The following is a 24,641-nucleotide window of genomic DNA, read 5'->3' as shown; positions in this document are numbered from 1 at the left end:
CGAATACCTTTTCGAAACGGTCAGAGATATGCTTGAAACCGCCAGTTTCTTTGGGGGACGGCCTAAATGACACCGATCAGCCTTGGTCAGATCAGGCAGAATGCGCAGCCCGCGATTCAGGAATTCGGGGCGACCCTGCCGGAAGATCGTATCGTTCTGCGGGGCGGCCGGTTTGGCACGCGGACACCTTCGGGGCTGACGGTGAATTTCCAGAACACCCGTGTCGAGACGGATTTCGAAACCCGTATGGTGCGCCCGGCGAATGTCATTCTGCACATGGTGCTGGAGGGGCGGGTTCGTGGCATGATCGGACAGGATGTGCTGGAATTCGGACGCCGGATGGACGAGCCGGTGCGCATCGTGATGAGCGCGCTGGCACGGCCTGCCGAATTCCGCCGGCGGTTGGAGCGCGGTGAGCGTCTGCAGAAACTTTCAATCGTGCTGTCATGGGAGTGGCTGGAGGAGCGCGGCATAGACCCGTCAGAAGTGATGCGCGGTCAGTTGCACCGGCTTGAATCCTGGGTTGCCGCGCCTGCGGATGTGGCGCGAGTAAGTGCTTTTGTCAGCGGGCGAGCCTCGTCTGGTCCCGCGCAGGAGGCATTGGACCTGATCGAACGGGAAACGCTTGCCATGTCGGTGATCCGGCACGTTCTGGGGGCGCTGCTGACTGAGACCGACGGTTTGCGCCCGCAGGACCGCGACCGGTTGCTGCGAATGGAGAGCTTTGCAAGCCGTTCCGGCCCCCTGCCCGCGCTGGACGCCATCGCGGCGGTTGGTGGCATGAGCGTGTCTTCGATGCGCCGGCTGTTTCAGAAAGCCTATAAGCAATCTGTTCTGGCAAGACTGCGCGAGGCACGGTTCGAACAGGCTTCGGAGGCGCTGCGCCGGGGCATGCCCGTCAGCAAAGCCGCCGAACTGGCCGGATATGAAACCGCGACGGCCTTTGCGACCGCCTATCGGAAGAAAACCGGGATCAGCCCGTCTCTTGTGCAGAAGGACCACAGGGCGTTGGGTGATCGTTCGTCCGGCTAACGGCAGTGTTGCTGGCTTCGGTGCCTCGCGCTGAGGGCGGATGTGGTTTGTGTCGTATGAATTCGTTGAAAGCCCGCTTGCGGCCTGCGCGGCTTGGTGATCTGCTGAATAGAATTACTTGAGATCAACGCCATGCGCCGTGTTCTGCCTTCACTCCCTTCGCTTACCGTTTTCGAGGCTTCGGCGCGGCACGGGAGTTTCACCCGCGCGGCGGAAGAGCTGAACATGAGCCAGTCCGCCGTGTCCAAGCGTATCGCCGCGCTGGAGGATTGGCTTGGCACGCGGCTTTTCGAGCGGGTCCGGCAGCGGATCGTTCTGACCGAGGCGGGGCAGCATTACCTTAGCCGGGTTCGTGAAGCGCTTGAAATCATGGAAGAAGCGACGATGGAAACGCTGGCTTTCCGGCCCGGTGGCCTGTCGCTGAACATCGCGACCCTGCCGTCATTCGGGAACCACTGGCTGTTGCCGCGCATCGTCGGCTTTACCAAGCAGCACCCTGAAATCTCGCTGAACGTCACCTCGCGCCAATGGCCGTTTGACATGGTGCAGGAAAATATCGATGCGGCGATTTTCTATGCGGAGGCCCCCTGGCCCGGCGGGCCATCGGATCTGTTGTTCGGCGAGGACATGATTCCGGTCTGCCGACCGGGGCTGATCGAACCGGAGGATGTGGCCGCACTCGAGATGCTGCCGCTGCTGCATCACCGCGCCCGTCCGCGTGACTGGCAGCACTGGTTGGAACAGGGCGAGCTTAACAGCGCCAATGCCTTTCGCGGGAGCCGGTTCGAGACCTTTGACATGATCATTCGCGGCGCTCGCTACGGGCTGGGCGTCGGGCTGATCCCGAGTTTCATGGCGCAGGAGCATATCAATGCGGGTGAACTCGACCGACCCTTTGCACGCAGCATGCGCAACGCCGGTTCCTATTACCTCGTGCATCCTGAGAAAAAACGCCACCTGTCCACGCTGACCGCGTTCCGGGAATGGATCCTTGTGGAAGCCGCTGGATGGAACAGGCATGCCTGAAGATCATTCCCCAGGGGAATGAATCCACGCAGAATCATCGTTTGGCCGCAATGCAGCATGAGCGTAGCGTAATTCGCACAATATAGCCCTGATCCGAAACGCCCCGCGAATCGTTCATGACCTGCGGGACTGGAAAAAGGGCAAGGATAATCGCCCTATAGCCCCAACAGGAGCCCCCAAAATGACTGACCAACGCCCGTTTCCGGGTATCGCTTTCCGGCTTGCTGGTCTTGCCAGCGCCGCCGCGATTGCCTGCGCAAGCGCTGCCGCCGCGCAGGATGCCGGAACCGTTACCATCGGCCGCACCTCGGATGCGGATCGCTATGATCCGCAACGCTCTTCGGCGCTTGCCGCGGCCGAAGTGCTTTACATGATCGGCGACACGCTGGTTACGCTTAGTTCGGATCTGAAAACGGTCGAGCCTGCGCTGGCGGAAAGCTGGGACATCTCGGAGGACGGGCTGACCTACACGTTCCACCTTAAGGAAGGCGTGACCTTTTGCGACGGCAAGGCCTTTACCGCGCAGGATGTCGTCGGCAGCATGGAACGCTGGCTGACGCCGGACAGTCCCTATGTCAGCACGTGGAAAGCGGGCACCGTAGACAGCGTCACCGCGCCCGATGACCTGACCGTGGTCTACAAGCTCAAGGCGCCGAGTTCCGGGCTGCTGTACCAGATGGCGCAGTTCAACTTTATCATCATCGACCCGGAACAGGCAGGGAGCCTTGGCGATGATTTCGGGGTGACGGCGTTTAACGGCACCGGTCCGTTCTGCTTTGAAAGCTGGAACCCGAATGATAGCGTGGTTCTGAGCGCGCATGAAGGCTATAGCTGGGGCAGCCCGGCGCTTGGCAATACCGGACCTGCGAAAGTGGACAAGGTCGTCTGGAAGATCGTGCCCGAAGAGGCCACGCTGGCTGCAAGCCTTCAGGCCGGAGAGATCGACGCGTCCTATTCCCTGCCGGCATGGTCGATTGCCCAGTTCGAGGCCGACCCGTCGGTGACCCTGCTGCAACCCGAAGCGGCCTTCCGCACCCATTACCTTGGCATGAAAGTCACCCGCGACTTCATGAAGGACATTCGCGTGCGTGAAGCGGTCAGCCATGCCATTGACCAGTCGGCGATTGCCGAGGCAATCTTTTTCGGCACGGTCGAGCCGACCGAAAGCTATTATGCCGAGGAAGCGCTGGATTACGACCCGAGCATCGACACGACGCCCTTCGCCTATGACCCTGCCAAGACCGAAACGCTGCTGACCGAGGCAGGTTTCACCAAAGGCGACGACGGGTTCTGGCAAAAGGACGGCACGCCGCTCACGCTGACCTATTACGGGTTCAACACCTCGCGAGAGCAGGCGGAAACCGTGCAGGGCGATTTGCGCAAGGCCGGGATCGATCTGAACGTCGAACTGTATGACTCGACCGCGATCTGGGCAAAGCTGCGCGAGCAGACCTATGATCTTTACCAGATGGACTACCCCTATCTGAACGCCGGTGACGCGCTGAACCTCTATTTCGCCTCGTCCTCGGTGCCCTCGCCCAACCGGATGATGTGGGAAGACGAAGAGACCGACCGTCTGCTTGAAGCGGGTAACAGCGCGGTCAACGCGGACGCGCGCGCCGAGGCATTCATGGCGCTTGGCAAGCATCTGCACGAGGCGATCCTTTGGAAACCGCTTTTGCTTGAAAAGCCCACGGTTGCCATCGGTCCGAGACTGGTTCCGTTCGAGCCTGCGGGCATCTCGGGTGCGGCCTTTGGGACCGGCCTGAACCTCGAACTGCGATGACGACCACCACTCACGCCAACGGCCACGGCCCCCTCACGGGGCCGTGGCAACTTTCGGAGCGTTATTGATGTTCTCACGACTGATCCACAGGGGCGTCACCTCGCTGATCGTGCTGACCGGAGTTTTGCTGATCGGGTTCCTGATGCTGCAGGTGATCCCGGCGGACCCGGCAGTGGCCATCGCGGGTCCCCAAGGCACGCAGGAAGAGATCGACGCGATCCGCCGCCATCTCGGGCTTGATCAGCCGGTGCTACTGCAATTCTTCTGGTATATCGAACGCGTTCTTTCCGGCGACATGGGCCGATCGGTGATCAACAACGCCTCGGTATCGGGAGAGCTTCTTCGGGCGGCGGGACCGACCATCGAGCTGCTGGCGGTGGCGATGCTCTGGGCCGTGCCGACCGCGCTGGGTCTTGGTATTCTTGCCGCCCTGCGCCGGGGCGGGATCGTGGACCGGCTGGTGATGGCCGTGTCGGTGATGGGTGTTTCCATTCCGGTGTTCTGGGTCGGTTTGCTGATGATCCAGTTTGCCGCCCGCACCCGTGCCTTTCCGGTTCAGGGACGCGGCGGCCCGCTCTGGACACTTGACGGGCTGTCCCACATCATCCTGCCTGCGATTGCGCTTGGGCTGATCCTTGTCGGACCGATTGCGCGGATGACGCGCACCACCCTGTCGGAATCGCTTTACGCGGATCATGTGCGCACGGCGCGCGCCAAGGGCGCGTCCGAGGCGCGGGTCATCATACACCATGCGCTGCGCACCGCGCTGTTGCCTATCATCACGCTGATCGGGCTTCAGATCGGCACCCTGCTGGGGGGTGCGGTTGTGACCGAGACCATCTTTTCATGGCCCGGGGTCGGTCGGCTGGCCGTCGGGTCGATCATTGCCGGTGACTATCCTATGGCGCAGGGGGCCATCGTGTTCCTCGCGTCGGCCTTTATCCTCGTGAACATCACCGTGGACATATTCAACGAATTGGCGGACCCGCGGATCGGAGCCAAGACATGAGTGATGCAACCGCTTTTACCGCGCGCGGCCGTACCTGGCGCAGACTGCGTCGCAACCCGATGATGACGCTTGCGCTTGGCGTGCTGGTGCTGATCACGCTGGCTGCCATCCTTGCGCCCGTTTTGACACCTTTCGACCCCTACGAGACCAACATCCGCGCGCGGCTGAAACCGCCGGTCGACGGTCATATCCTCGGGACCGACAGTCAGGGGCGCGATCTGCTGACGCGGCTGCTGTACGGCGCGCGCACCACGCTTTTGATCGGTTTTGTCGGCACCGGGTTCGGGGCGCTGCTTGGCGGTACGATCGGGTTGTGCGCGGCCTTTTACCGGCGGCTGGATTCCGTGCTGATGCGGATCATCGACGTTTTTCTTTCGTTTCCGTCGATCCTGTTCGGCCTGTCGCTGGCAGCAATGCTTGGCCCCGGGCTTGATAGTCTGATCTTTGCCGTGGGTCTGTCGGTGATGCCCGGCATCGCGCGGATTTCACGGGGCGCAGCGCTGTCGATCATGGCGCAGGATTACATGGACAGCGGTCGCGCCATCGGCCTGCCCGACAGGCGGCTGCTGAGCGGGTATCTCTTGGCCAATGCCTATCCGCCAATCCTCACCTATACCACCCTGGCCTTTGGCGACGCGGTATTGCTGGCCGCGACGCTCGGGTTCCTTGGGCTGGGGCTGCAACCGCCCACGGCGGAGCTTGGCTCTATCGCGGCAGAGGGGCGTTCGTTTTTGTTCCTTGCGCCGCATGTGTCGACGGCGGCCTCGGTAATGATCTTCGTGATCGTGTTGTCCTTTAACCTTCTGGGCGATGCGCTGCGCGATGCGGGCGACCGGAGATCGGTATGAAACAGATGACGATTTCGAAACAGGCGGGTGTTGCCGCACCGCTTTTCTCGGTCGATAACCTGTCGGTCAGTTTTTCCACCGACAGCGGGCCGCTGCTGGCGCTGGACGATGTGAGCCTGTCGATCCATCCGGGCGAAACCCTTGCGGTGGTCGGGGAAAGCGGATCCGGCAAGTCGGTTCTGTCCCTTGCGATCATGGGGCTGCTGCCCCCAACGGCAAAGGTCAGCGTTGGGAATATGCGCTATGACGGCCGCGATCTGGCCGGGCTGGACAAGACCGCCCGGCGCGACATGCGCGGCAAGGAAATGGCAATGATCTTTCAGGAGCCATCGACCGCGCTGAACCCGGTGAAACGCATCGTCGATCAGCTTGTCGAAGCGATCCTGCTGCATGATCCGATGCCCAAGGCCAAGGCAAAGACTCGCGCGGTCGAAGCGCTCGCCGCGACCGGGATACCCTCGCCCGAGATAAGGGCGCGCGCCTATCCCCACGAGCTTTCGGGCGGCATGCGACAGCGGGCGCTGATCGCGATGGCCCTGATCCATCGGCCCCGGCTGTTGATCGCGGATGAACCTACAACGGCGCTGGACGTGACGGTTCAGGCGCAGATCCTTGACCTGATCCGGGACCTTGGCCGCGAAACCGGCACGGCGACGATATTCATCACCCATGACATGGGCGTGGTGGCCGAGATGGCCGACCGCGTGGCGGTTCTTTATGCGGGGCGCATGGTCGAAACCGCGCGGGCAAGCGATTTGTTCACCAGCCCCGAGCACCCCTATACGCTTGGTCTGCTCGGCTCGATGCCGCAGCTGAACCAGCGGGGCGCGCCGATGCTGCCAATCAGCGGGACGGTGCCCGACCTGCGGCGCATGCCGAGCGGGTGCCATTTCCACCCGCGCTGTCCCTTTGCGCAGGAGCGTTGCGTCGAGGAAAGGCCGGGGCTGCGGGCGCTTGACCGGGGGCGCCGCTCGGCCTGCCATTTCGCGCCGCTTCTGGAAACGCTTGGGGGACGGACATGACGCTTTTGACGCTGAAGCAGATTACCCGCGATTTTCACCTGCTGGGCGGGTTGTTTAACGGACGCCGGGTGTTGCGGGCGCTTGACGGGATCGACCTTGAGATCGCGCGCGGCGAGACGCTATCGCTGGTCGGAGAATCCGGCTGCGGCAAGTCCACGCTGGGCCGGATCGTGGCCGGGCTGCAAAGCCCGAGTTCGGGCGAGATCCTGATCAACGGTAAACCGGCGCTGAAGGGCAAGGCCCGGGCGCGCCAGATACAGATCGTGTTTCAGGACCCGTTCGGGTCGCTGAATCCGAAAATGTCGGTGGGCGCGCTGATTGCCGAACCGGCAACGCTGCACGGGTTGGTGAGCCGTCGCGATGCGCCGCAACGGGTGCAGGAGTTGATGCGGCTGGTTGGGTTGCGCGGCGCGCTCGCGGAGCGGTTTCCCCATGAGCTGTCCGGCGGGCAGCGGCAGCGGGTGGCACTGGCACGGGCGCTGGCGACGGAACCGGAATTGATCGTCTGTGACGAGGCGGTTTCGGCGCTGGATGTCTCGGTTCAGGCGCAGATCGCCAACCTGCTGCAGGACATCCAGAAAGAGACCGGCATCAGCCTTTTGTTCATCTCGCACGGGCTGTCGCTGGTCCGCCATATTTCGCACCGTGTGGCTGTCATGTATCTGGGGCGGATCGTCGAACAGGGCGAAGCGGAGCAGGTCTTTGCCAATCCGCTGCACCCCTATACCCGCGCGCTGATCTCGGCCACGCCGGAACCCCTGCCCGGCACCGGCGGCAACCGGCTTGAGCTTGAGGGCGAGATCCCAAGCCCGCTTGCCCTGCCCTCGGGCTGCACGTTCCGGAGCCGGTGCCCCCATGCAACCGAGCATTGCGCCGCTGCGCAGCCCCCGCTGGAAGCCACCGGCCACGCCGCCGCCTGTTGGCACATAGACAGCCTGCCCGACTATGTGCCGCGCCAGACCACGCCGCCGGCACGCATGCGGGCCGCGCTCGATCTTTACCGTTCGGCGGCTGCGCGCCGCACGCACCCCCTTGAGGAGACCATCAATTGACCAACCCGATCTGGGCAACCGTAGATTTCGAGGCCGAAGGATATCAGACCGGTGATCTCTGCCTGCCACATTCGGTCCATCGTTCGGCCTATGGCGTTCTGACCATTCCCGTCGCGGTCATGTCCAACGGTCAGGGACCGACGGTTCTGCTCACCGGTGGCACCCATGGGGATGAATACGAAGGCCCGGTTGCGATCCGGCGTCTGCTGAGTTCGCTGTCGCCGGAGCAGATCAAGGGCCGGATCATCGCCATTCCGATGCTGAACGCCCCCGCCTTTCGCGCCGGCCTGCGGACCTCGCCCGAAGATGGCGGCAATCTCAACCGCTCCTACCCCGGCGATCCGGCGGGCGGGCCGACCGCGATCATCGCGCATTATGTCTCGAGCGTACTGCTTCCGTTGGCCGATTATTACCACGACACCCATGCGGGCGGTTCATCGCTGCAATACCTGCCGTTCGTTTCCACCCGGCGCAGCGGTATCCGCGAGCTGGACGACACCGCGCTTGGTGCGGCGCGGGCCTTTGGGGCGGAACGGATCGTGATCTGGGATTATTCGCCCGACCCGAGACTGTCCACGTCGGAGGCCAACCGGCAGAAGGTCGTGTCGCTTGGCGGAGAGTTCGGCGGCGGCGGGTCCGTGTCGCGCAAGGGCGTACAACTTGTCGAGCGCGGGTTGCGGCGGCTGCTGGCTCATTGGGGCATTATCGAGGAACCGGTATCCGACCTGCCCGCAGCGGTCGAATACCGCATCGCCGGGCGCGATTACTATGTCTACGCGACCCGCGCTGGCGTCTTTGAACCTGCGGTTGACCTTGGCGACAAGATCGATGGCGGCGCGCTCTGCGGCACCGTTTGGAGTACCGACGATCTGGCCGACGCGCCACAGGAACAGCGTTTTCACCGCGAAGGCACCGTGTTTTGCCTGCGCCATCCCGGGCTGGTTCAACCCGGGGATTGCCTTGCCCACTTAGCGACCGAGGTTGCCTGATGCCCGAAGATTTTACCAATTCCGCTTTCGAGTTGTCTCTTGATACCTTGCCCGCCGGGGCATTCCCTGACCCGCGACCGGATGCGGCGCATATCTTTGCCGTGGGCATCGGTGATTCCGCGAGCCCGCGCGGCTACGCGGTCATGCGTCAACGGCGCACCACCGCGATGGTGATGATCATCGGCTGGGATTGCGACCCGGCGGATGCAGAGGAACTGGCACAGGCCGTTGAATCCTTGGCAAAGGATCGGGGCGCGATCCTGATCCGCGCGACCCCGGAGCTGACTGGTGCGATTGACGCGCTGGCGTTGGCGGACACAGGGCGCAGCTATGCGCAGCGTTGGCTTGGCACGGCCATTGATAGCGCGCATGACACCGGTCAGTTCACCCAGACGACAGGATTTACCTGCGGGCCAATCTCGCTTGCGATGGCCATGACCACCGACGTGAACCGCAGTCTTGAAGTAGAGATCTGGCGCGAGGCCACGACAATGATCGGGCTGACCGGACCGGGCGGCTGCGATCCCTATGGTCTGGCGCTTGCCGCCGCGCGCCGTGGGTTCGACGTTACGCTCTGGTTCGATGCGAGCGAGGCGGTGTTGCTCGACCGGGCCAATACTGATGAGAAAAAGGAATTGATGCGCTTTGTGCAGGCAGAGTTTCGCGAAAAAGCGCAGGAGACCCTGCTGGTTCTGGACACGGCCATGACAGAGCAGACGCTGACCGAAGTGGTGGGCAAAGGGGCGCAGGTGCTTTTGCTGATCGACCAGTGCCATACCCATGATCACCACGCCCCGCACTGGATTCTCGTCCATGCGGAGCAGGATGGCATCTTTCTGGTCAACGATCCCTGGGCCGAGCCTGAGGATGGCGAAACGGTTGCCGACGTCGACGCGATCCCCATTGCGCGTGGAACGCTCATGCAGATGGCGGCCTATGGCGACCCGGCCTATCACGCGGCGATCGTTCTGGAAAAACACTAGCGACGGCGCGACGTCATGCTCGGAGTTGATGCCAATTGTAAGCCCGGGTTTCTAGAGCTGATCCGGCGGGGTGTCGCCCCGGAAAAACGCATCGAGATTGTCCAGTGCCTTGAACCCCATGGCATCTCGAGTGCTGACCGTCGCACTGCCGACATGGGGCATCATCACGATATTGTCCCGTGACGAGAAATCAGGGTTCCCGCCGGGTTCGGTGACAAAACAGTCGAGACCGGCGGCAGCAAGCTGGCCGCTGTCGATTGCGTCCAGCAATGCCGCCTCATCGACGAGCGAGCCGCGCGCGGTATTCACAAGGACGCTCCCCTTTGGCATCTGTGCCAGCGTACCGGCATTGATGATGCCGGTCGTCTGTGTGGTCGCAGGACAATGCAGGGAGAGAAAGTCCGAAACCGCGAGCAGGCTTTCGAGATCTTCGTGGTAAGTCGCACCTGCCTCGTCCTCAGGCGATAGCCGTGAGCGGTTGTGGTAGTGGATTTCCATGTCGAAACCACGGGCCTTGCGCGCAAAGGCACGGCCCACCCCGCCCATGCCAATGATGCCAAGCGGCGCGCCGGTCACCTGTTTGCCGACCATGAAGGCGGGCGACCAGAAGTCCCAGTTGCCGGAGCGCACGACCCTGTCCCCGGCCACCGCGTTGCGCGCTGCGGCCAGCATCAGCATCATGGCAAGCTCGGCGGTGGCATCCGAAAGAACGCCGGGCGTATTTGTGACGACGATACCCTTGTCCCTGAGCGCCGGAAGATCGCAGTGGTCTACGCCGACCGAATGGTTGGCGACGATCTTGAGCCGCGGGTCCAGCTCGGCGACGACGTCCGCCGAGAAATGCTCGGAGTGACAGGGGATTATGCCGTCGACCTTGGCGCTCATCCTGATGATGTCTTCTGCCGTGCCGGGACGGTCAGCTTCGTCCCAGATGACGTCATAGTCACGACGCGCCCGTTCAAGCGTCGCGTCGGATAAGGTTCTGGTGATCCAGATGACAGGTTTCGCCATGGTCAGGACTTTTTGTTCTTGCTCGAGGTGAAGAAATCATAGGCCACGAAAGCCAGCGTCACGAGGACCACGATGATGAGGTCTGGGCTTGGCACCTCGAAGGCGAGGATGGCCAGAAAGGCCGTCAGGGTGAGAAAGGCGATAAGCGCCTGCAAACGGTTCATTTCAAACTCCTTCCGGTGCGTCTTGGCCGCACCAATCGAATAGCCATTGTGCATGGCGCATCAGGCGGGCGTCGTCCCCACGCGCGCCGACAAGCTGTACGCCCATGGGCAGGCCTTCTTGCGAGGTCAGCAGCGGCAGGTTGATGCAGGGCACGCCGCAAAGTGTCCAAAGCCCGTTGAAGATTGGATTGCCTGTTGTGTTCAGCCCTTTGGGCGCAGGTCCCAGTGCGGATGGACAGAGCATCGCGTCGCACCGCGTGAAAATCTCATCCAGAGCGGCATTGAGGACTTTTGGGTAATCGAGGGCCGAAAGGTAGTCGCGGGCAAGGGTCGCGTTGCCCTGCTCTATCGCCTCGCGTGTCACGTCCGCAATCTGGTCTGCCCCGTCGCGACCGTACCGATAGTAGTGATAGGACATTTCGGCCATGTTGATGACGGACCGCTTTTCACTTGCGGTGTCGAAGACGCCTGGCAAGGGCAACTCGAAAACCTGTTCGCCAAGTGCCTCGACCAGTTCGCCAAAGGCTTCCTTTAGCTGATCGTCGGCGTTTTCCCAGCCCGGCGGGCGGACGAAGCCAAAGACAGGTTTCAGCCTTGGTTTGGTCGCGGCGGCGGTGGCAAGCGCCGGGGCCGGTTCGAAATGGGTTGCGGGGTCTTCCGGGTCGTAACCGAAGAGAACATCTGCCAGCAGGGCCGCCCCGGCGGGATCGCTGGCGAAAACACCTACCGTGTCCAGTGACGGGGACTGGGTCAAGATACCGCGACGCGGGATGGCGCCGAAGCTGGGTTTGTAGCCCGTGACGCCACAGAAAGACGCCGGTCTGATGATGGAACCGCCGGTCTGCGTGCCGACGGCCAGCGGCACCATGCCATCCGCGACGGCCGCCGCCGATCCCTGCGAGGAACCGCCGGGCGTGTGGCCCGTGTTGTGCGGGTTGGCGGTCTTTCCCGGATGCATGAAGGCAAGCTCGGTCGTTACCGTCTTGCCCATGATGATCGCGCCCTCTTTCTTGAGCCGTTCGACCACGTAGGCGTCCTTGAGCGGCACCCGGCCCGCGTCCATCGAACAGCCGTTCTCCGTGGGGATGCGGGCCGTGTCGATGATGTCCTTGAGGCCCACCGGCAATCCGTGGAGACGGCCAAGCCGACGCCCTGCCCGTCGGTGTGCATCAAGCGCGCGGGCCTGGCTCCGCACGAAGTCGGGATCGAACCACGCCCACGCCCCGACCTCGGGCTCGCGCGCCTCGATCCTCGCGATATAGGATTCGACCAGCGCAAGCGCGTCTAGCGCGCCCGTGGCGAGACGGTCGCGCAGGAGTGTCACACCATGGGCCTCGATCCGGGTTTCCTTTTGTCTTGCTTCAGCGCCCATAGAACAGATCCGGCAGGTAGAAGACGATCGACGGGAAGACATACATCAGCACCATCGACAGGATAACGCAGAAGAGGAACGGCATGACCCCGGCAAAGATCTGGGTCAAGCGCACCTCGGGCGGTGCGATCCCCTTGAGGTAATAAGCCGACATGGCCATGGGTGGTGTCAGGAAACTGGTCTGCAGGTTCAGCGCCACGAGAATGCCGAAGAACAGCGGATCGATCTCGAATACCGCAAGCAAGGGCAGGAAGATCGGCACGAAAATGATGATGATCTCGGACCATTCGAGCGGCCAGCCGAGCAGGAAGATGATGAGCTGGGCAAGGATCAGGAACATGATCGGGGAGAGGTTCATCGATTGGACGAATTCCGAGATAACATGTTCACCCCCGAGGTAGGAGAACACTGCCGAGAAGGTGTAGGAGCCGACGAAAAGCCAGCACACCATCGCAGTCGTGCGTACGGTGAGGTAGACGCTTTCGCGCATCCGCTGCCATGTCATCGCCCGGTAGATGAAGGCGAGGAAGATGCCGCCAAGTGCCCCGATGGAGGCAGCCTCGGTCGGGGTGGCCAGACCGAAGAGGATCGAGCCGAGCACCGCAAAGATCAGGAAGGCGAGCGGCACGAAAGACGTGACGATCATCAAGAGCAGCTTGCCCATCGGCATATCGGGCACTTCGTCATCGGTGGGACGCGGTGCTGAGGACGGTTGCAAGATCGACCGACCTACGATGTAGATCAGGTAGAGACCGACGAGCGTGAGACCGGGAAAGAGCGCCGCCGCGTAGAGGCGGACGATGGAGACATTGGTCGCCGCCGCGTAGACGATCAGCATGATCGAGGGCGGGATGAGGATGCCAAGCGTACCGCCTGCGCAGATGATGCCTGACGCGAAGGAGGGGTTGTAGCGCGCCTTGAGCATGGCGGGCAGCGCCAGCAGGCCCATAAGGGTCACAACCGCACCGACGATGCCGGTTGCCGTCGCGAAGAGCGCGCAGGTGATAAGCGCCGCAACCCCCATCGAGCCGGGAATATTCTTGGAAGCGATGTTCAATGTGGTGAACAGCCTATCAACGATGTTCGACCGTTCCACGATGTATCCCATGAAGAGGAACAGCGGTACGGCTGTCAGCACTTCGTTCGACATCACCGTAAAGGTCTGGTTCACGAAGAGGTCGAATATTCGATTGTTGAAGAAGCCTTCGACCCAGGTCGACCATTGCTCCCACTGGCCAGCGGTTTCATCCAGCCGGTCAAAGCTGCGCCACATCCGGCGCGCGTCGAAATAAGCGTAGTAGCCAAAGCCGATGCCCATGGCCATCAGGGTGAAAGCGATGGGAAAGCCGAGAAAAACGAAAACGATAAAAAGCCCAAGCATCATCAGGGCGATTTGAGGGTCGGTCATGTCAGATGGCCCTTCTCGGCCTTGTTGGCTTCGCGCATCATGAGGTCTTCGGTTTCGAACACATCCTCTTCCGCTTCGAGCCAGTAGTTTTCGCGCATGGCGAGTATGCATCGGCAGACCTGCGCGATACCTTGAATGAACAGCAGGATTCCCGCAGCGACGATCACCGTCTTGAACTGGTAGATCGGCACGCCTGCGGGGCTGTTGACCGAGACTTCACCGTATTGCCAGGATCGGGCCGCATATTTCCACCCAGCGAGGATCAGCGCCGTGACGCCCGGAAAGAAGAACAGCAGATAAAGGACGATATCGATCTTGGCCTGCGTTCTGGGCTGCAGCAGGCGATAGAGGAAATCCCCCCTCACGTGGCCGCCCCGGGATAGGGTGTATGCGCCGCCCATCATGAACAGCGTGCCATACATGATGAAGGATACGTCGAGCGCCCAGGCGGTGGGGCTGTTGAGCACGTATCGCACGAAAACCTCGTAGCCCGTACCCAGCGACATGAGCAGGATCAGCCAGGCAAAGGCCTTGCCGAACCATGCGGAAAGATTGTCGGCGAACCGAATGAAAGAAACCATGAAGACCCTTTGCCTCGCGCAGAGACCCCGGCACACGAGGTGCCGAGGCCGTGTGTTTCACCAATCAACAGGCCGTGTCAGAGTTTGATCTTGCCCGGGAAATAGTGGTCGTAGGCCAGACCGTAATCCGGGGAGTTCATCAGTTCATAATAGGACACGCGGCTGACCCAGTCGCGCTGGCTGTCGAGCGTCTTTTTCATGAACGGATCGGTTTCGAGTTCGGGGATCAGTTCGTCCCATGCCTTGAGCTGCGCATCGAGGATCTCTTTGGAGGTCCGGTGCACGGTAACCCCCGCATCGTTCTGAAGGAACTGAAGATCCGCCGAGTAGCGGTCCATCGCCTTGGCGGTGTTGGCGGTTGAGGCCGCTTCGACCGCGTACTTCAGGATCGCCTGAAGATCCGGGTCGAGATCTTCGAGGAAGGTCCGCGAGAACAGGAACTCAAAGCTTTCGGACGCCTGGTGGTAGGACGACAGGTAATAGTTCTTGGCCACGTCCTGAGCGCCGAAGTCCTTGTCCGAGGACGGGTTGTTGAATTCAAACGCATCGATGACGCCGCGTTCCATCGCCGGGACGATTTCGCCGCCGGGCAACTGCGCGACGGACATCCCGAGCTTGGCCATCAGGTCTGCGGCCAGGCCGACGGTCCGGTATTTGAACCCTTGCAGGTCGCTGACGGAATTGACCTCTCCCTTGAACCAGCCAAAGGGCTGCGCGAACATCGGGAAGCCCATGTAGCCGACGATGTCGAGGCCCATGATGTCCTGCGTAAGTTCGTCGTATAGCTCTTTGCCGCCGCCCTCATAGAACCACGACAGCATGGTCGTTGCGGAACCGCCGAAGACCGGCCCGGTGCCGAAGAGCGACGCGGCCTTGTTCTTGCCGTACCAATAGACGGGCACCGAGTGTGCCGCGTCGATCAGGCCATCGTTGACCGCATCCAGCACCTGGAACGCCGCAACCACAGCGCCAGCGGGCAGCACATCCACCTTCAGACGACCACCCGACATCTCCTCCACGCGGGTCGCGTAATCACGTGCGAATTCCTGCCAGATATTGGCGTCATTCCACGAGGTCTGCATCTTGATGACGATGGGCGCCTGCGCCAGAACCGCCGGTGCTGCCAGCATGCTCCCCGCTGCTGCCCCCCCGGCCAGAGCTGACTTCGTCAGAAATGAACGCCTGTTAAGGCTTGGTTTATTTGACATATTTTCTCCTCCCAAAGCGACCGCACATCCATTATCGAGAGGCGCTTGCGCGCCGGGATGTCGATCTAGTGTATGACCGTAACGAAATGCATTCACTTGGCAAGACTCCAAAAGTATTAGCCTTTGAACGTCATTTTCCGGAACGGCGGGTGTATGGCAAAGCTAAAACTGACGCTTTCGTTGCGTTGAATTGCCAGGGTGCATGGGAGGGATCTGCGCTTCTTGCGGTCCTTGTGTCTCACAGGTCGGCCGAGCGTGCGGCCCGGCAACAGATTGATTAATGCGTCGGGGACGGCGGTCAGCCAGCCATGCGGAGGTTGCGCATTTCCAACCGTTTCACAGCCTCCGGCCCGACGCCCTCAACTGCGGAGGCGGGCATCGCAACCTTGAAGGTCGTGCCCGAGCCGACAACGCTTTCTACCGAAATGTCACCCCCATGCGCCATTGCAAGCTTTCGACAAATGGCGAGGCCAAGACCGGTACCGCCCTCGGACCGGTTGTCCGCGTCCTCGATCTGCTGAAACGCATGGAAGATGACGCCAAGGTTTTCTTCCTTGATGCCGCAACCGTTGTCCTCGACTTCGATGCAGAACCCGTTTTCCTCGATCTTCCCACGAATGAACACGTCGGATGACTTGGAGAATTTCAACGCGTTGCCGATGAGGTTGATAAGGATTTGCAGGCAACGGCCGCGATCTGCATGGGCAACGATGTCGTCGCTTTCCACGTGGAGCGTGATCGATTTCTGATGTGCGAGTTCCTGAAACTGGTCTTCGGCCTCGGCCAGCAACTCTTGCACCAGGAAAGACGTCCGGATGAGTTTCGCATCGCCAAGTTCCATGCTGGTATAATCGAGGATCTCGTTGATGAGTGTCAAAAGATGATTGGCCGCGACCGAGATTTTCTTTCCGTAAAGATCCACTTGCTCGCCGAGTTGCACGGCGGCAAGGTCGACTGTTCCCTCGGCGGGCGGCTTTTTCTGTTCATTGATTACCTTGAGCTGCGACAGAATACCGGAGTATCCCAGTATGATCGTCAGCGGTGTCCGCAGTTCATGGCTCAGCACGCTCATGAATTCGGATTTTGCGCGGCTTGCACTTTCAGCGGCATTTCTCGCCGCCGTCAGTTCGGTAATGCTTTCCATGCGCGTGCGGTTTTCCACCGCGTAGCTGAAGAGCGCCCCCATGACGATGATGAGCGCGGTTCCCGTGATGGCAATTGCGAGCACTTTGAAAGCTTCGGGATTGACGAAATCGCCCGAGATGCTGAGCGGCTCGACGCGAAACGCCGTCATACCGGTGAAATGCAGGCTGACGATGGCGACCGTCAGCAGGATCGCCATGTGATATCCGCCCTGCGTTCTCGGCTTGCTTCCCAGATAAAGCGCGACCGAGGAAAAGAGGACGGACAGGATGATCGAGGCGATCAGGAAGTCTTCGCGCCAATAGACGATACCCTGCACACGATAAGCGATCATACCGGCATAGTGCATGGCCGCGATCGCAAGACCGAAAACCGCGCCGCCGATCACCGGGGCGAACCGCATCTTGAGCGCGGAGGAAATGAAAATACCCAGCGCGCTGCCCAGAACCGCGATCAGAAGCGAGACAAAAGTGAGCCCGAGATCGAAATTGACCGGCACGTCCGGGCGAAATCCGAGCATCGCCACGAAATGCGTGCACCAGATCGAAACCCCAGCGGTCAGCGCCGTCAACAGATACCAGGATATCGCCTGACGGAATGACCGGTTAAGAGAATGGCGATAGAGGCGCGAGGTGACCCAGCTTCCGAAGGTGCATAGAATTGCAGCCAGGACAACCAGACTGATATCGTGCTGTACCGTGACGCACGAAAGAACTGTAATCATACTGCGTATTGCCTTTGGACGGGACTTCTCAGCGGCATAGATTGGCGCAAACCGTGTCAAAGCTGGGGCTGAAACAAGCTTTCTCTGTGATGCAGCAAATATGGTTACTGTGAGAATTTGATTGATTATTCTGACGTCATGTCGGAACCGCTACAGACATGGAGTTTTACGCGATTTTACCCCAGCGGGCGAGACGAAGGATAAATCCGCACGCAGAAATAGTGTCCGGGATGCCGCGTATGTTCATGAACCATTCGCATTTGACTTGTTTCATCCTGCAACCAGATAAAACATGAGGTATCGATAGTTGTTATCGGCTAGCCCGTTTACGCCAAGCCAACGATAGGTCGCAAATGTTCACAAAAAGACAATTCCTGATAACCAGTGCTGCGCTGTTCTCGGCTCCACTTGCTTCAACCGCCCACGCCGCGACAACGGGGCAATGGGCAAGGTGGGACGCACAGGTCACGCCGGCGGGATATGAACCCTCTGTCTCGAACCCTTGGGGGTTCCATCCGCGTTTTCTGCCGACGCGCGTCGAGGCCAGATCGAACCTGACGCCCGGTGATATCCACGTCGACGCGGTTGCTCGCTATCTCTACCACATCCAGAACGATGGAACGGCGATGCGCTATGGCGTCGCCATCGCGCGCGGTCGCCTTTACGAACCGGGCAACTACTCGATTAGGCGCAAGGCGAAATGGCCGCGCTGGACGCCAACGGGGGACATGATCGCCCGCGACCCCCAGCTATATGCGCAACATGCGGATGGTATGGATGGCGGGCCGAGCAATCCGCTGGGTGCGCGCGCGCTGTATCTTTATACGGGAAATCGCGACACCTATCTGCGGATCCACGGCACCCCCCACCCGCGTTCGATTGGCGGTCGGGCAAGCTCGGGATGCGTCCGGATGGTAATGGCGCATATCATCGGGTTATATGATCAGGTTACGATCGGGAGCCGCGCCATTCTGCACCCCGCAGAAACCGTGTTGGCGGCACAATCCTGAACTATCTTGAAGTATTTGTCGGCTGAAGCGGGGCTGGGCCCCGTCAGCCGGTCGTCGCGGTCGCCGATGCCGATGTGCAGATCGGGCGACCCTCGGCTGTGAGCAGCGGCAAGAGCGTTGTCTCGACAGGGCCAGAATGTTCGTACCAGTAACAGCCATCTTCCGGCAAAATGCGCGCTGTATTCACATCCTGATAGCTTGCGGCGAGCGCGCGGACCTCTTCGGGAACGGGCCCATAGGTGCCGCCTGTGGAAGACTGCATCGTCGGACTACAGGCAGCGAGGCCCGATACAAGTCCGAATGAAAGGGCGGTGCAGATCTGCTTGAAACTCATGTGTCCGATTTCCGTTTGGCGCGTCACCGGACAGGTTGCCCCCGCTTCGTTCCGAGCGCAATCGGGCCGCTATGTCGCAATGTTCCGGCGATGTTTTTCTGCATCATAAGCCGAGTGGGATAAGATTTCGTTCCGATTTGTGCAGGAAGATCTCTTCGACCATGAACCCTCGAGACAGAAGTCTTAGGACGGGATCGGGAATGTTTCAAAGAAAGTGGTGCCGCTGAAGGGACTCGAACCCCCGACCCCATCATTACGAATGACGTGCTCTACCAGCTGAGCTACAGCGGCGACTTTCTTTCCTGCCGTGCCCTGCCCTGCTCGACCCCATCGCCTTTGTGCGCGTTTGATCGAAACCGGACCGGGTTGCAGACTTTACCGATATCGGCCAGTTCGACCGTAAGCGCCTGTCTGCAGGCAGGTTTGCGACGTTCAATTAGCGCGTTCACATGTGGCGCGCAAGTACCGAAATCGTCAGTTTTCGCAGGTGTTTCTGGCGAGCGAACAGGCCTGTTTGCCTCCGCTGATTTCCAGAAAATTATCGCGACGGTCGCGTGAATAAGCAACCACCTTTAGCACCCAGATGGCCGTGGCAAAGACTGCGGCTCTGCCGCTATTCGTTGGCTGCGTTTGGATAAGATGAACTTGCCGAAACTCCCGGTATAGCAAAGTTTGGCTTCGGTTTCTTTCCAGAGAAATGACTGAAAACTAAGTCCAAGTGAGGCCGGCGTGTCTTCCAAATCGATCGTCATATTGAGTGTCTCCCCTGAGGGAGCCCCCAACAAACCGCTGTTCAAGTTCTTCGTTACTTCGAGAAAAGTGTAGGCCAGTTCAGACAAGGAGACGGATCATGACACCGTCGTTGTTCCGGCATTAGTCCCGGGTCGTAGGCGCGGCTGAAAGTCGACCAATATGCAGACATCGCTGGAAACGGTGAGAGCAAACGTTGCGTAGGCGCTTTCGCCGCTGCTAACCTGACTTTGATGAGACGGTTTACAGCTGCCCGGCGTGCAGGCCTTCGTTATTGCTGGTGCGCACGTGACAACCGACTTGGCACCCAAGAAAACGCGAAGGCGGGATTTATTACCCCTGCCCGACTGGTCAGGAAATTCATTATAGAACCTGCTCTCCATTTTGATGCGCCACTTTCAATGCGCGGCTTTTGACTCTGAACAAGCAATCTTCGGAAAGGACTGGAAAATGGTATGGTAGCAGTGAGTGGTGCTTACCCATGCCACATTAGAAATTGCCGAATGTGCTAACAAGTGTCGGCCTAGATTGATCACTTGCCATCTAATAAACGACTTTGCTGCAGGCAGATATGACGCCGCTTTCTGGAATCCGTATCGTTTCCCGGTCGCCTTACAGGAGCGAACTATACGTGCAACAAAGCGTTGAATGTGCTCAATTTTCTCGTCCATGCCAGCAATCAAGGTAGAAATGGCGGCTTTTAACGCGCCCGTTTTCGGTCAAATCGGTACGTTGCGCGCAGCGGTTATTCGATGAATTTTGAGACATAGAAACGCCACCAGCATTGCAACGAAAAGCAACGCAGCGCCGAAAAGGAACGACGCCTCGGAATTGGTGGAGAGGCTGACCACTTTTCCTGCCAGCGCCGGGGCCGATGAGAAAACGAGGAAATGTGCCGTAAAGAAGAGGCCGAGTCCGAAAGACCTTTCCTGCGGTTGCAGCGCGCTTACGGCCAGGGCGAGGAAAAGGCTTGATGGGAGGCCTGCGGCGAGCCCGAGGAACAGCAGAGGCAGAACGACCTGATCCGTCAATGGGAAGGATACCATGGCGACCAGCATGATCGTCGTTGAAACGAAGAGAACCGCTAGCGGCCGATGGGAAAGATCGGCGATCAGACCGCCCATAATACCAGCCCCCATGGCGCACCAGATCAGAATGCTGGTAACGGCGCTTGCCTCTATCAGGGATCGGCCACGTCCGACCAGGTCTGCCGGGCCGAAGCTTAGGATGATGGCGAGAGCGCCATTGTACATTCCCCATGCCATTCCGGCGAGCAGAATGAGCAAGATCATGGGCTTGCGCGGAAAGACCTGCTCCTCCAGTCTGGAGAGCAGCCTGTGATCCGATTTCAGATCGCAAATAGCGACGCCCACCAACGCGAACACAGCGATTGCCACCACAGCCCAGCCCGCACCAGCGAGCCCGATGCTTTCCGCGATTGGCGGCATGATCAGCAAGGCTGCGGCGATACCGGCGAACCACGAATGGACGAAGACAGCCATTGCCGTGGCGTGTTCACGACCTGAAAACCAGTCGGCCACCAGTTTGGCCGAAACCACGTTCAGCAAGACAGCGCCCTTCCCCGACACGATCCGCCCGACCGCCTGCGCAAGCCAGGTATCGCTCGTCGCCACCACGATCGCACCGATGACCATCAAGGCGAGACCACATAACAGGACACGTCTTTCCCCGAATTTGTTCGACCACATTGCGGCTGGCAGCGCGCCGAAGACGCTGGGCAGAAAATAGATGCCGACCAACAAGCCGAGATCGGTGGTATCGATCTGGAAGGCGTCCTCGTACAACGGGCCCAAGGCGCCGATGGAAGCGAACTGAAGCGCCATCGACGCGCGGGCGATTGCCAGAACAATAAGGATTCTCCATCGCATGACGTAGAATAGACCGGAAAACCCAGACTGCGGAATTGATACTTACATGCTCTTTCGGAGGGTGACGAAGTTCTGCGGTGCCTGACCTATGCGCGTCTTGGACTCGCTAACACCAGCCATGCGGTAAACCCATAAATTGGTGACGCGGCACAAATTCTCCTTATAGTTGTACCTGAAGAGTTTGAGTGGGGAGTACGCATTGATGCGAAATATATTGAATAGCGCCGCTTTGGTTCTGGGAATTTCGGTGACATTCGGAGCCGCTCAGGCGCAAGAAATTGCGGATACGATCTATCTTGGTGGGCCAATCCTGACAATCAATGACATGCAACCTCGGGCAGAAGCCGTTGCCGTAAAGGACGGCACGATCCTTGCCGTTGGATCGATGGACGATGTCTCGGCGCATAGGGGCGATGGTACCGAGATATTCGAGCTAGGCGGGCGAACGATGCTGCCCGGCTTCGTGGATAGTCACGGGCATGTGGTGATGGGCGGCATTCAGGCGCTTTCGGCTAATATGCTGGCCCCTCCCGACGGCCAGATCACCGATATTGCCAGCCTGCAGCAAGGGTTGCGCGACTGGATGGCGGACAATCAAGACACCGTAGACGCGGTTAACCTAATTATCGGCTTTGGCTACGACAATGCGCAACTGGCGGAACTTCGTCATCCGACGCGCGAAGATCTGGACGCGGTGTCCACGGATGTTCCGATCCTAATTATTCACCAGTCCGGGCATCTCGGCGTGGCCAACAGCAAGGCTTTGGAAGTTACCGGTCTTACAGCCGAAAGTGAAAACCCGCCGGGCGGCGTGATACGCCGCGATGACGACGGCAATCCCAATGGCGTGCTTGAGGAATATGCGTTTTTCGGCGCCCTTGTTCCTCTGCTGAGCCAGCTTGGTCCCGAAGGGTTCGAGGAATTTGCCAAAGCCGGCGCCGACCTGTGGGCCCGTTTTGGATATACCACCGCGCAGGAGGGCCGTTCGAGCGCTGGCAATGTGGCGGCCCTTAAAGCGGTAGATGCGGCTGGCGAACTGCCAATCGACGTTGTTGCCTTTCCCGATGTGATCGAGGCGAGGGATTTCATCAAGGAAAGCCATTCGTTCGAGTATGACGGGCATGTACGGGTCGGTGGCTGCAAGCTCACGATCGACGGCTCTCCGCAGGGGTTCACCGCACTCCGCGACCGCCCCTATTATGATCCGGTTGGCGACTACCCACCGGGTTACAAGGGTTACGCGGCTGTGACGGAGCAACAGATCAACGACGCGGTCGACTGGTGCTTCGAGAATGACTTTCAGATCCTTACCCATTCGAATGGCGAAGGTGCATCGGACATGCTGATTGCAGCTATCGGGGCTGCAGAAGAGAAGTATGGCCCGCCGACAAATCGACCGGTGCTGATACATGGCCAGTTCCTGCGCGAAGACCAGGTCGACAGTATCCAGAAACTGGGGATATTCCCATCGTTGTTCCCCATGCACACGTACTACTGGGGAGACTGGCACCGGGACCACACTGTCGGGCCGGTGAATGCCGAGAATATCTCACCCACCGGCTGGGTGCGTCAGCGCGGTATGATGTTTGGCAGCCACCACGACGCTCCGGTGGCCTTTCCCGATAGTATGAGGATTCTATCGGCGACCGTGACCCGGCGCACACGTTCCGGCGATATTCTTGGGCCTGCGCAGCGGGTGAGCGTGATGGAAGCGTTGAAAGCCCTGACGATCTGGCCCGCGTGGCAGCATTTTGAAGAGGATCGTAAAGGGTCCATAGAACCCGGCAAGATCGCGGATTTCGTGATACTTTCCGATGATCCGACTGCAGTTGATCCAGAGACGCTTGCCGAACTAAAAATACAGGTCACGATAAAGGACGGCGAAGTCATCTATGAGGCTCAGGAAGGTGAGAAAAAGACGGAACTTCGGGATCGTCCTTTCCTGTCGAATCCTGAACACGCGCATGAATTTCTGGATGCAATGTACGCGTCTTTTCGGCGCGAATAGTTTGCTTTGAACGAACGACAGAATACGCCAAGAGTCAGTTGTATCAATTGGCGTATTCCATTGGTCAAATGTAGAGGGGAATAATTCTTCGACACAGCGGATTGGCAGACACGCGATAGAGTTTTTCAGGGTGCTCAAAACCTTGGTGAAAAAGATACCCTTATGCGAGGAAAAGCAGGCTCCCGGTTGGGAGCCGATTGGATTTCGACAATCAGAAGCTGGTTGGCGCCGCGCCAGTTTAAACCGCCAACACGCATCTGCTTTGATTTTCGGCGATGCATGGCAAGGGGCACTGGACGCCGAAAACCTTAGTGGACTGCTCGCCGGTAGAGGTGCCAGGTCGCGTGTCCCAGCAGCGGCATGGTCACCATCAAACCGAGGAAGAACGGGACCGAGCCGAGTATAAGCCCTGCCGCGACGATAGCGCCCCAGGCAAGCACGACGCGGGGGTTCTTGAGAAACACATTTACCGATGTCACCACGGCCACTGGCACGCCAACGTGTCGATCCAGAAGCAAGGGAAATGACACAAGGCTGATCGCGAGAGCTGCGAGTGCAAAAACAAACCCGACCGCAAACCCCGTGATTATCATGACCCAACCTGCCCGCGTCGTCAGAACGTCAGAAAGGAACCCAAAGAGCGAAACAGGTGCTTCGGGCCCCAGTGTAAGCCTGTAAATCTCCTGAGCGGAAAACATCCAGAACACGAAAAGCACGAAAAGATACAGTCCAAGGACAAGGATAGCGCCGAAGGAAGGCGAGCTGACGACACTAAACACGTGACGCCATCCCGCATCCTCACCCTTTTCGCGGCGGCGACTGATCTCATAGAGGCCAACCGCTGCGATTGGACCGAGCAGGACAAACCCCGCGATCAAGGGGAACAGCAGTGGCAGGAAATTCATGTGGAAACCCAAGCCGACAAGAACAAGCCCTATTAGCGGGTAGATCAATATGGCAAATACAGCGTCGGAGCGGCTCGCCAGAAAATCCTGATAGCCGGCGCGCAAAGCCGCACTCAGATCGGACATCTCTAAGGTCTGGACCTTTGGATGGGAAACGTCGTGCTCTCCGCCGATCTGCTCTGCCGAGGAAGCAACGTGGCTTCCCGTCAATCCCAGCTGACGCAATGTCCAGGATAACGGGTTTCCTATAGTCGAGTCTCTGGTTGGTGAATTTTCCATAGAACAGCCTCCGATCAAGTTTCCAACCGGTTGGCGAAACAATCGAGGCAGCTCCCTTGCTGCACTCACAGCGGTCGCCTTATGATCGTTACTGTATCATTAACCTAC

At 59.7% G+C, this 24,641-nt stretch carries 21 protein-coding genes and 1 tRNA gene; 11 read left to right on the top strand and 11 right to left on the bottom strand.

Going from position 1 to position 24,641, the window contains the following annotated elements; genetic code table 11:
• Positions 1–66 precede the first annotated feature (66 nt).
• The 9 genes from ACU0FH_RS23285 (at position 67) to ACU0FH_RS23245 (ending at position 9,747) form a co-directional block, all read left to right on the top strand.
• The gene (locus ACU0FH_RS23285; protein WP_446197083.1) at positions 67–1,032 is read left to right on the top strand and encodes a helix-turn-helix transcriptional regulator; all 966 of its coding nucleotides are present in this window, start codon (positions 67–69) and stop codon (positions 1,030–1,032) included.
• A 132-nt stretch (positions 1,033–1,164) separates the two neighbouring features.
• Positions 1,165–2,058, top strand: a complete 894-nt coding sequence (locus ACU0FH_RS23280; protein WP_446197082.1) for a LysR substrate-binding domain-containing protein — start codon at positions 1,165–1,167, stop codon at positions 2,056–2,058.
• A gap of 181 nt (positions 2,059–2,239) precedes the next feature.
• Complete coding sequence (locus ACU0FH_RS23275) at positions 2,240–3,844, top strand: ABC transporter substrate-binding protein (protein WP_446197081.1); 1,605 nt, start codon at positions 2,240–2,242, stop codon at positions 3,842–3,844.
• 67 nt (positions 3,845–3,911) lie between these two features.
• Complete coding sequence (locus ACU0FH_RS23270) at positions 3,912–4,853, top strand: ABC transporter permease (RefSeq protein ID WP_446197080.1); 942 nt, start codon at positions 3,912–3,914, stop codon at positions 4,851–4,853.
• Positions 4,850–5,701 (top strand): ABC transporter permease, encoded by an 852-nt coding sequence (locus ACU0FH_RS23265; protein ID WP_446197079.1) that lies wholly within the window; start codon positions 4,850–4,852, stop codon positions 5,699–5,701. Before ACU0FH_RS23270 ends, ACU0FH_RS23265 begins: the two co-directional genes overlap by 4 nt.
• Positions 5,698–6,723 (top strand): ABC transporter ATP-binding protein, encoded by a 1,026-nt coding sequence (locus ACU0FH_RS23260; RefSeq protein WP_446197078.1) that lies wholly within the window; start codon positions 5,698–5,700, stop codon positions 6,721–6,723. The genes ACU0FH_RS23265 and ACU0FH_RS23260 overlap by 4 nt, the downstream gene beginning before the upstream one ends.
• Complete coding sequence (locus ACU0FH_RS23255) at positions 6,720–7,775, top strand: ABC transporter ATP-binding protein (protein WP_446197077.1); 1,056 nt, start codon at positions 6,720–6,722, stop codon at positions 7,773–7,775. The genes ACU0FH_RS23260 and ACU0FH_RS23255 overlap by 4 nt, the downstream gene beginning before the upstream one ends.
• Positions 7,772–8,764: a succinylglutamate desuccinylase/aspartoacylase family protein gene (locus tag ACU0FH_RS23250; RefSeq protein WP_446197076.1), complete on the top strand. Its 993-nt coding sequence runs from the start codon at positions 7,772–7,774 to the stop codon at positions 8,762–8,764. Before ACU0FH_RS23255 ends, ACU0FH_RS23250 begins: the two co-directional genes overlap by 4 nt.
• On the top strand, positions 8,764–9,747 hold the full coding sequence (locus ACU0FH_RS23245) for a peptidase C39 family protein (RefSeq protein ID WP_446197075.1): 984 nt from the start codon (positions 8,764–8,766) through the stop codon (positions 9,745–9,747). Before ACU0FH_RS23250 ends, ACU0FH_RS23245 begins: the two co-directional genes overlap by 1 nt.
• Positions 9,748–9,798: 51 nt before the next feature.
• Here ACU0FH_RS23245 and ACU0FH_RS23240 read toward each other — a convergent pair whose 3' ends face one another.
• From ACU0FH_RS23240 to ACU0FH_RS23210, 7 genes are all read right to left on the bottom strand, one after another.
• The gene (locus tag ACU0FH_RS23240; protein ID WP_446197074.1) at positions 9,799–10,758 is read right to left on the bottom strand and encodes a 2-hydroxyacid dehydrogenase; all 960 of its coding nucleotides are present in this window, start codon (positions 10,756–10,758) and stop codon (positions 9,799–9,801) included.
• A gap of 2 nt (positions 10,759–10,760) precedes the next feature.
• Positions 10,761–10,922, bottom strand: coding sequence for a hypothetical protein (locus tag ACU0FH_RS23235; RefSeq protein WP_446197073.1), 162 nt, complete (start codon positions 10,920–10,922; stop codon positions 10,761–10,763).
• Position 10,923: 1 nt separating this feature from the next.
• The gene (locus ACU0FH_RS23230; RefSeq protein ID WP_446197072.1) at positions 10,924–12,294 is read right to left on the bottom strand and encodes an amidase; all 1,371 of its coding nucleotides are present in this window, start codon (positions 12,292–12,294) and stop codon (positions 10,924–10,926) included.
• Positions 12,284–13,702 carry a TRAP transporter large permease gene (locus ACU0FH_RS23225; RefSeq protein ID WP_446197071.1) on the bottom strand — a complete coding sequence of 473 codons (1,419 nt, stop codon included), beginning with the start codon at positions 13,700–13,702 and terminating at the stop codon, positions 12,284–12,286. The genes ACU0FH_RS23230 and ACU0FH_RS23225 overlap by 11 nt, the downstream gene beginning before the upstream one ends.
• Positions 13,699–14,283: a TRAP transporter small permease subunit gene (locus ACU0FH_RS23220; protein ID WP_088634661.1), complete on the bottom strand. Its 585-nt coding sequence runs from the start codon at positions 14,281–14,283 to the stop codon at positions 13,699–13,701. Before ACU0FH_RS23220 ends, ACU0FH_RS23225 begins: the two co-directional genes overlap by 4 nt.
• Before the next feature lie 77 nt (positions 14,284–14,360).
• The gene (locus ACU0FH_RS23215; protein ID WP_238371516.1) at positions 14,361–15,491 is read right to left on the bottom strand and encodes a TRAP transporter substrate-binding protein; all 1,131 of its coding nucleotides are present in this window, start codon (positions 15,489–15,491) and stop codon (positions 14,361–14,363) included.
• A 298-nt stretch (positions 15,492–15,789) separates the two neighbouring features.
• A complete protein-coding gene (locus ACU0FH_RS23210) occupies positions 15,790–17,358 on the bottom strand; it encodes an MHYT domain-containing protein (RefSeq protein ID WP_446197070.1) in 1,569 nt (522 codons plus the stop codon).
• Positions 17,359–17,711: 353 nt separating this feature from the next.
• Between ACU0FH_RS23210 and ACU0FH_RS23205 the strand changes: the two genes are divergently transcribed.
• A complete protein-coding gene (locus tag ACU0FH_RS23205; RefSeq protein ID WP_446197069.1) occupies positions 17,712–18,368 on the top strand; it encodes a L,D-transpeptidase in 657 nt (218 codons plus the stop codon).
• Between the two features lie 43 nt (positions 18,369–18,411).
• Here ACU0FH_RS23205 and ACU0FH_RS23200 read toward each other — a convergent pair whose 3' ends face one another.
• From ACU0FH_RS23200 to ACU0FH_RS23190, 3 genes are all read right to left on the bottom strand, one after another.
• Positions 18,412–18,702 carry a hypothetical protein gene (locus ACU0FH_RS23200; RefSeq protein WP_446197068.1) on the bottom strand — a complete coding sequence of 97 codons (291 nt, stop codon included), beginning with the start codon at positions 18,700–18,702 and terminating at the stop codon, positions 18,412–18,414.
• Between the two features lie 215 nt (positions 18,703–18,917).
• Positions 18,918–18,993, bottom strand: a tRNA-Thr gene (locus ACU0FH_RS23195).
• Between the two features lie 1,178 nt (positions 18,994–20,171).
• The gene (locus ACU0FH_RS23190) at positions 20,172–21,341 is read right to left on the bottom strand and encodes an MFS transporter (RefSeq protein ID WP_446197067.1); all 1,170 of its coding nucleotides are present in this window, start codon (positions 21,339–21,341) and stop codon (positions 20,172–20,174) included.
• A gap of 202 nt (positions 21,342–21,543) precedes the next feature.
• Here ACU0FH_RS23190 and ACU0FH_RS23185 point away from each other — a divergent pair, with 202 nt between their 5' ends.
• A complete protein-coding gene (locus ACU0FH_RS23185) occupies positions 21,544–23,349 on the top strand; it encodes an amidohydrolase (protein WP_446197066.1) in 1,806 nt (601 codons plus the stop codon).
• A 308-nt stretch (positions 23,350–23,657) separates the two neighbouring features.
• On the opposite strand, the gene ACU0FH_RS23180 is transcribed toward ACU0FH_RS23185, so the two are convergent.
• Complete coding sequence (locus tag ACU0FH_RS23180; RefSeq protein WP_446197065.1) at positions 23,658–24,380, bottom strand: DUF2189 domain-containing protein; 723 nt, start codon at positions 24,378–24,380, stop codon at positions 23,658–23,660.
• Positions 24,381–24,641 lie beyond the last annotated feature (261 nt).

The sequence above is a fragment of the Heliomarina sp. genome (assembly GCF_052826185.1).
Note: the sequence above shows the minus strand (reverse complement) of the source record. Positions and strands in the feature narration are given on the sequence as shown.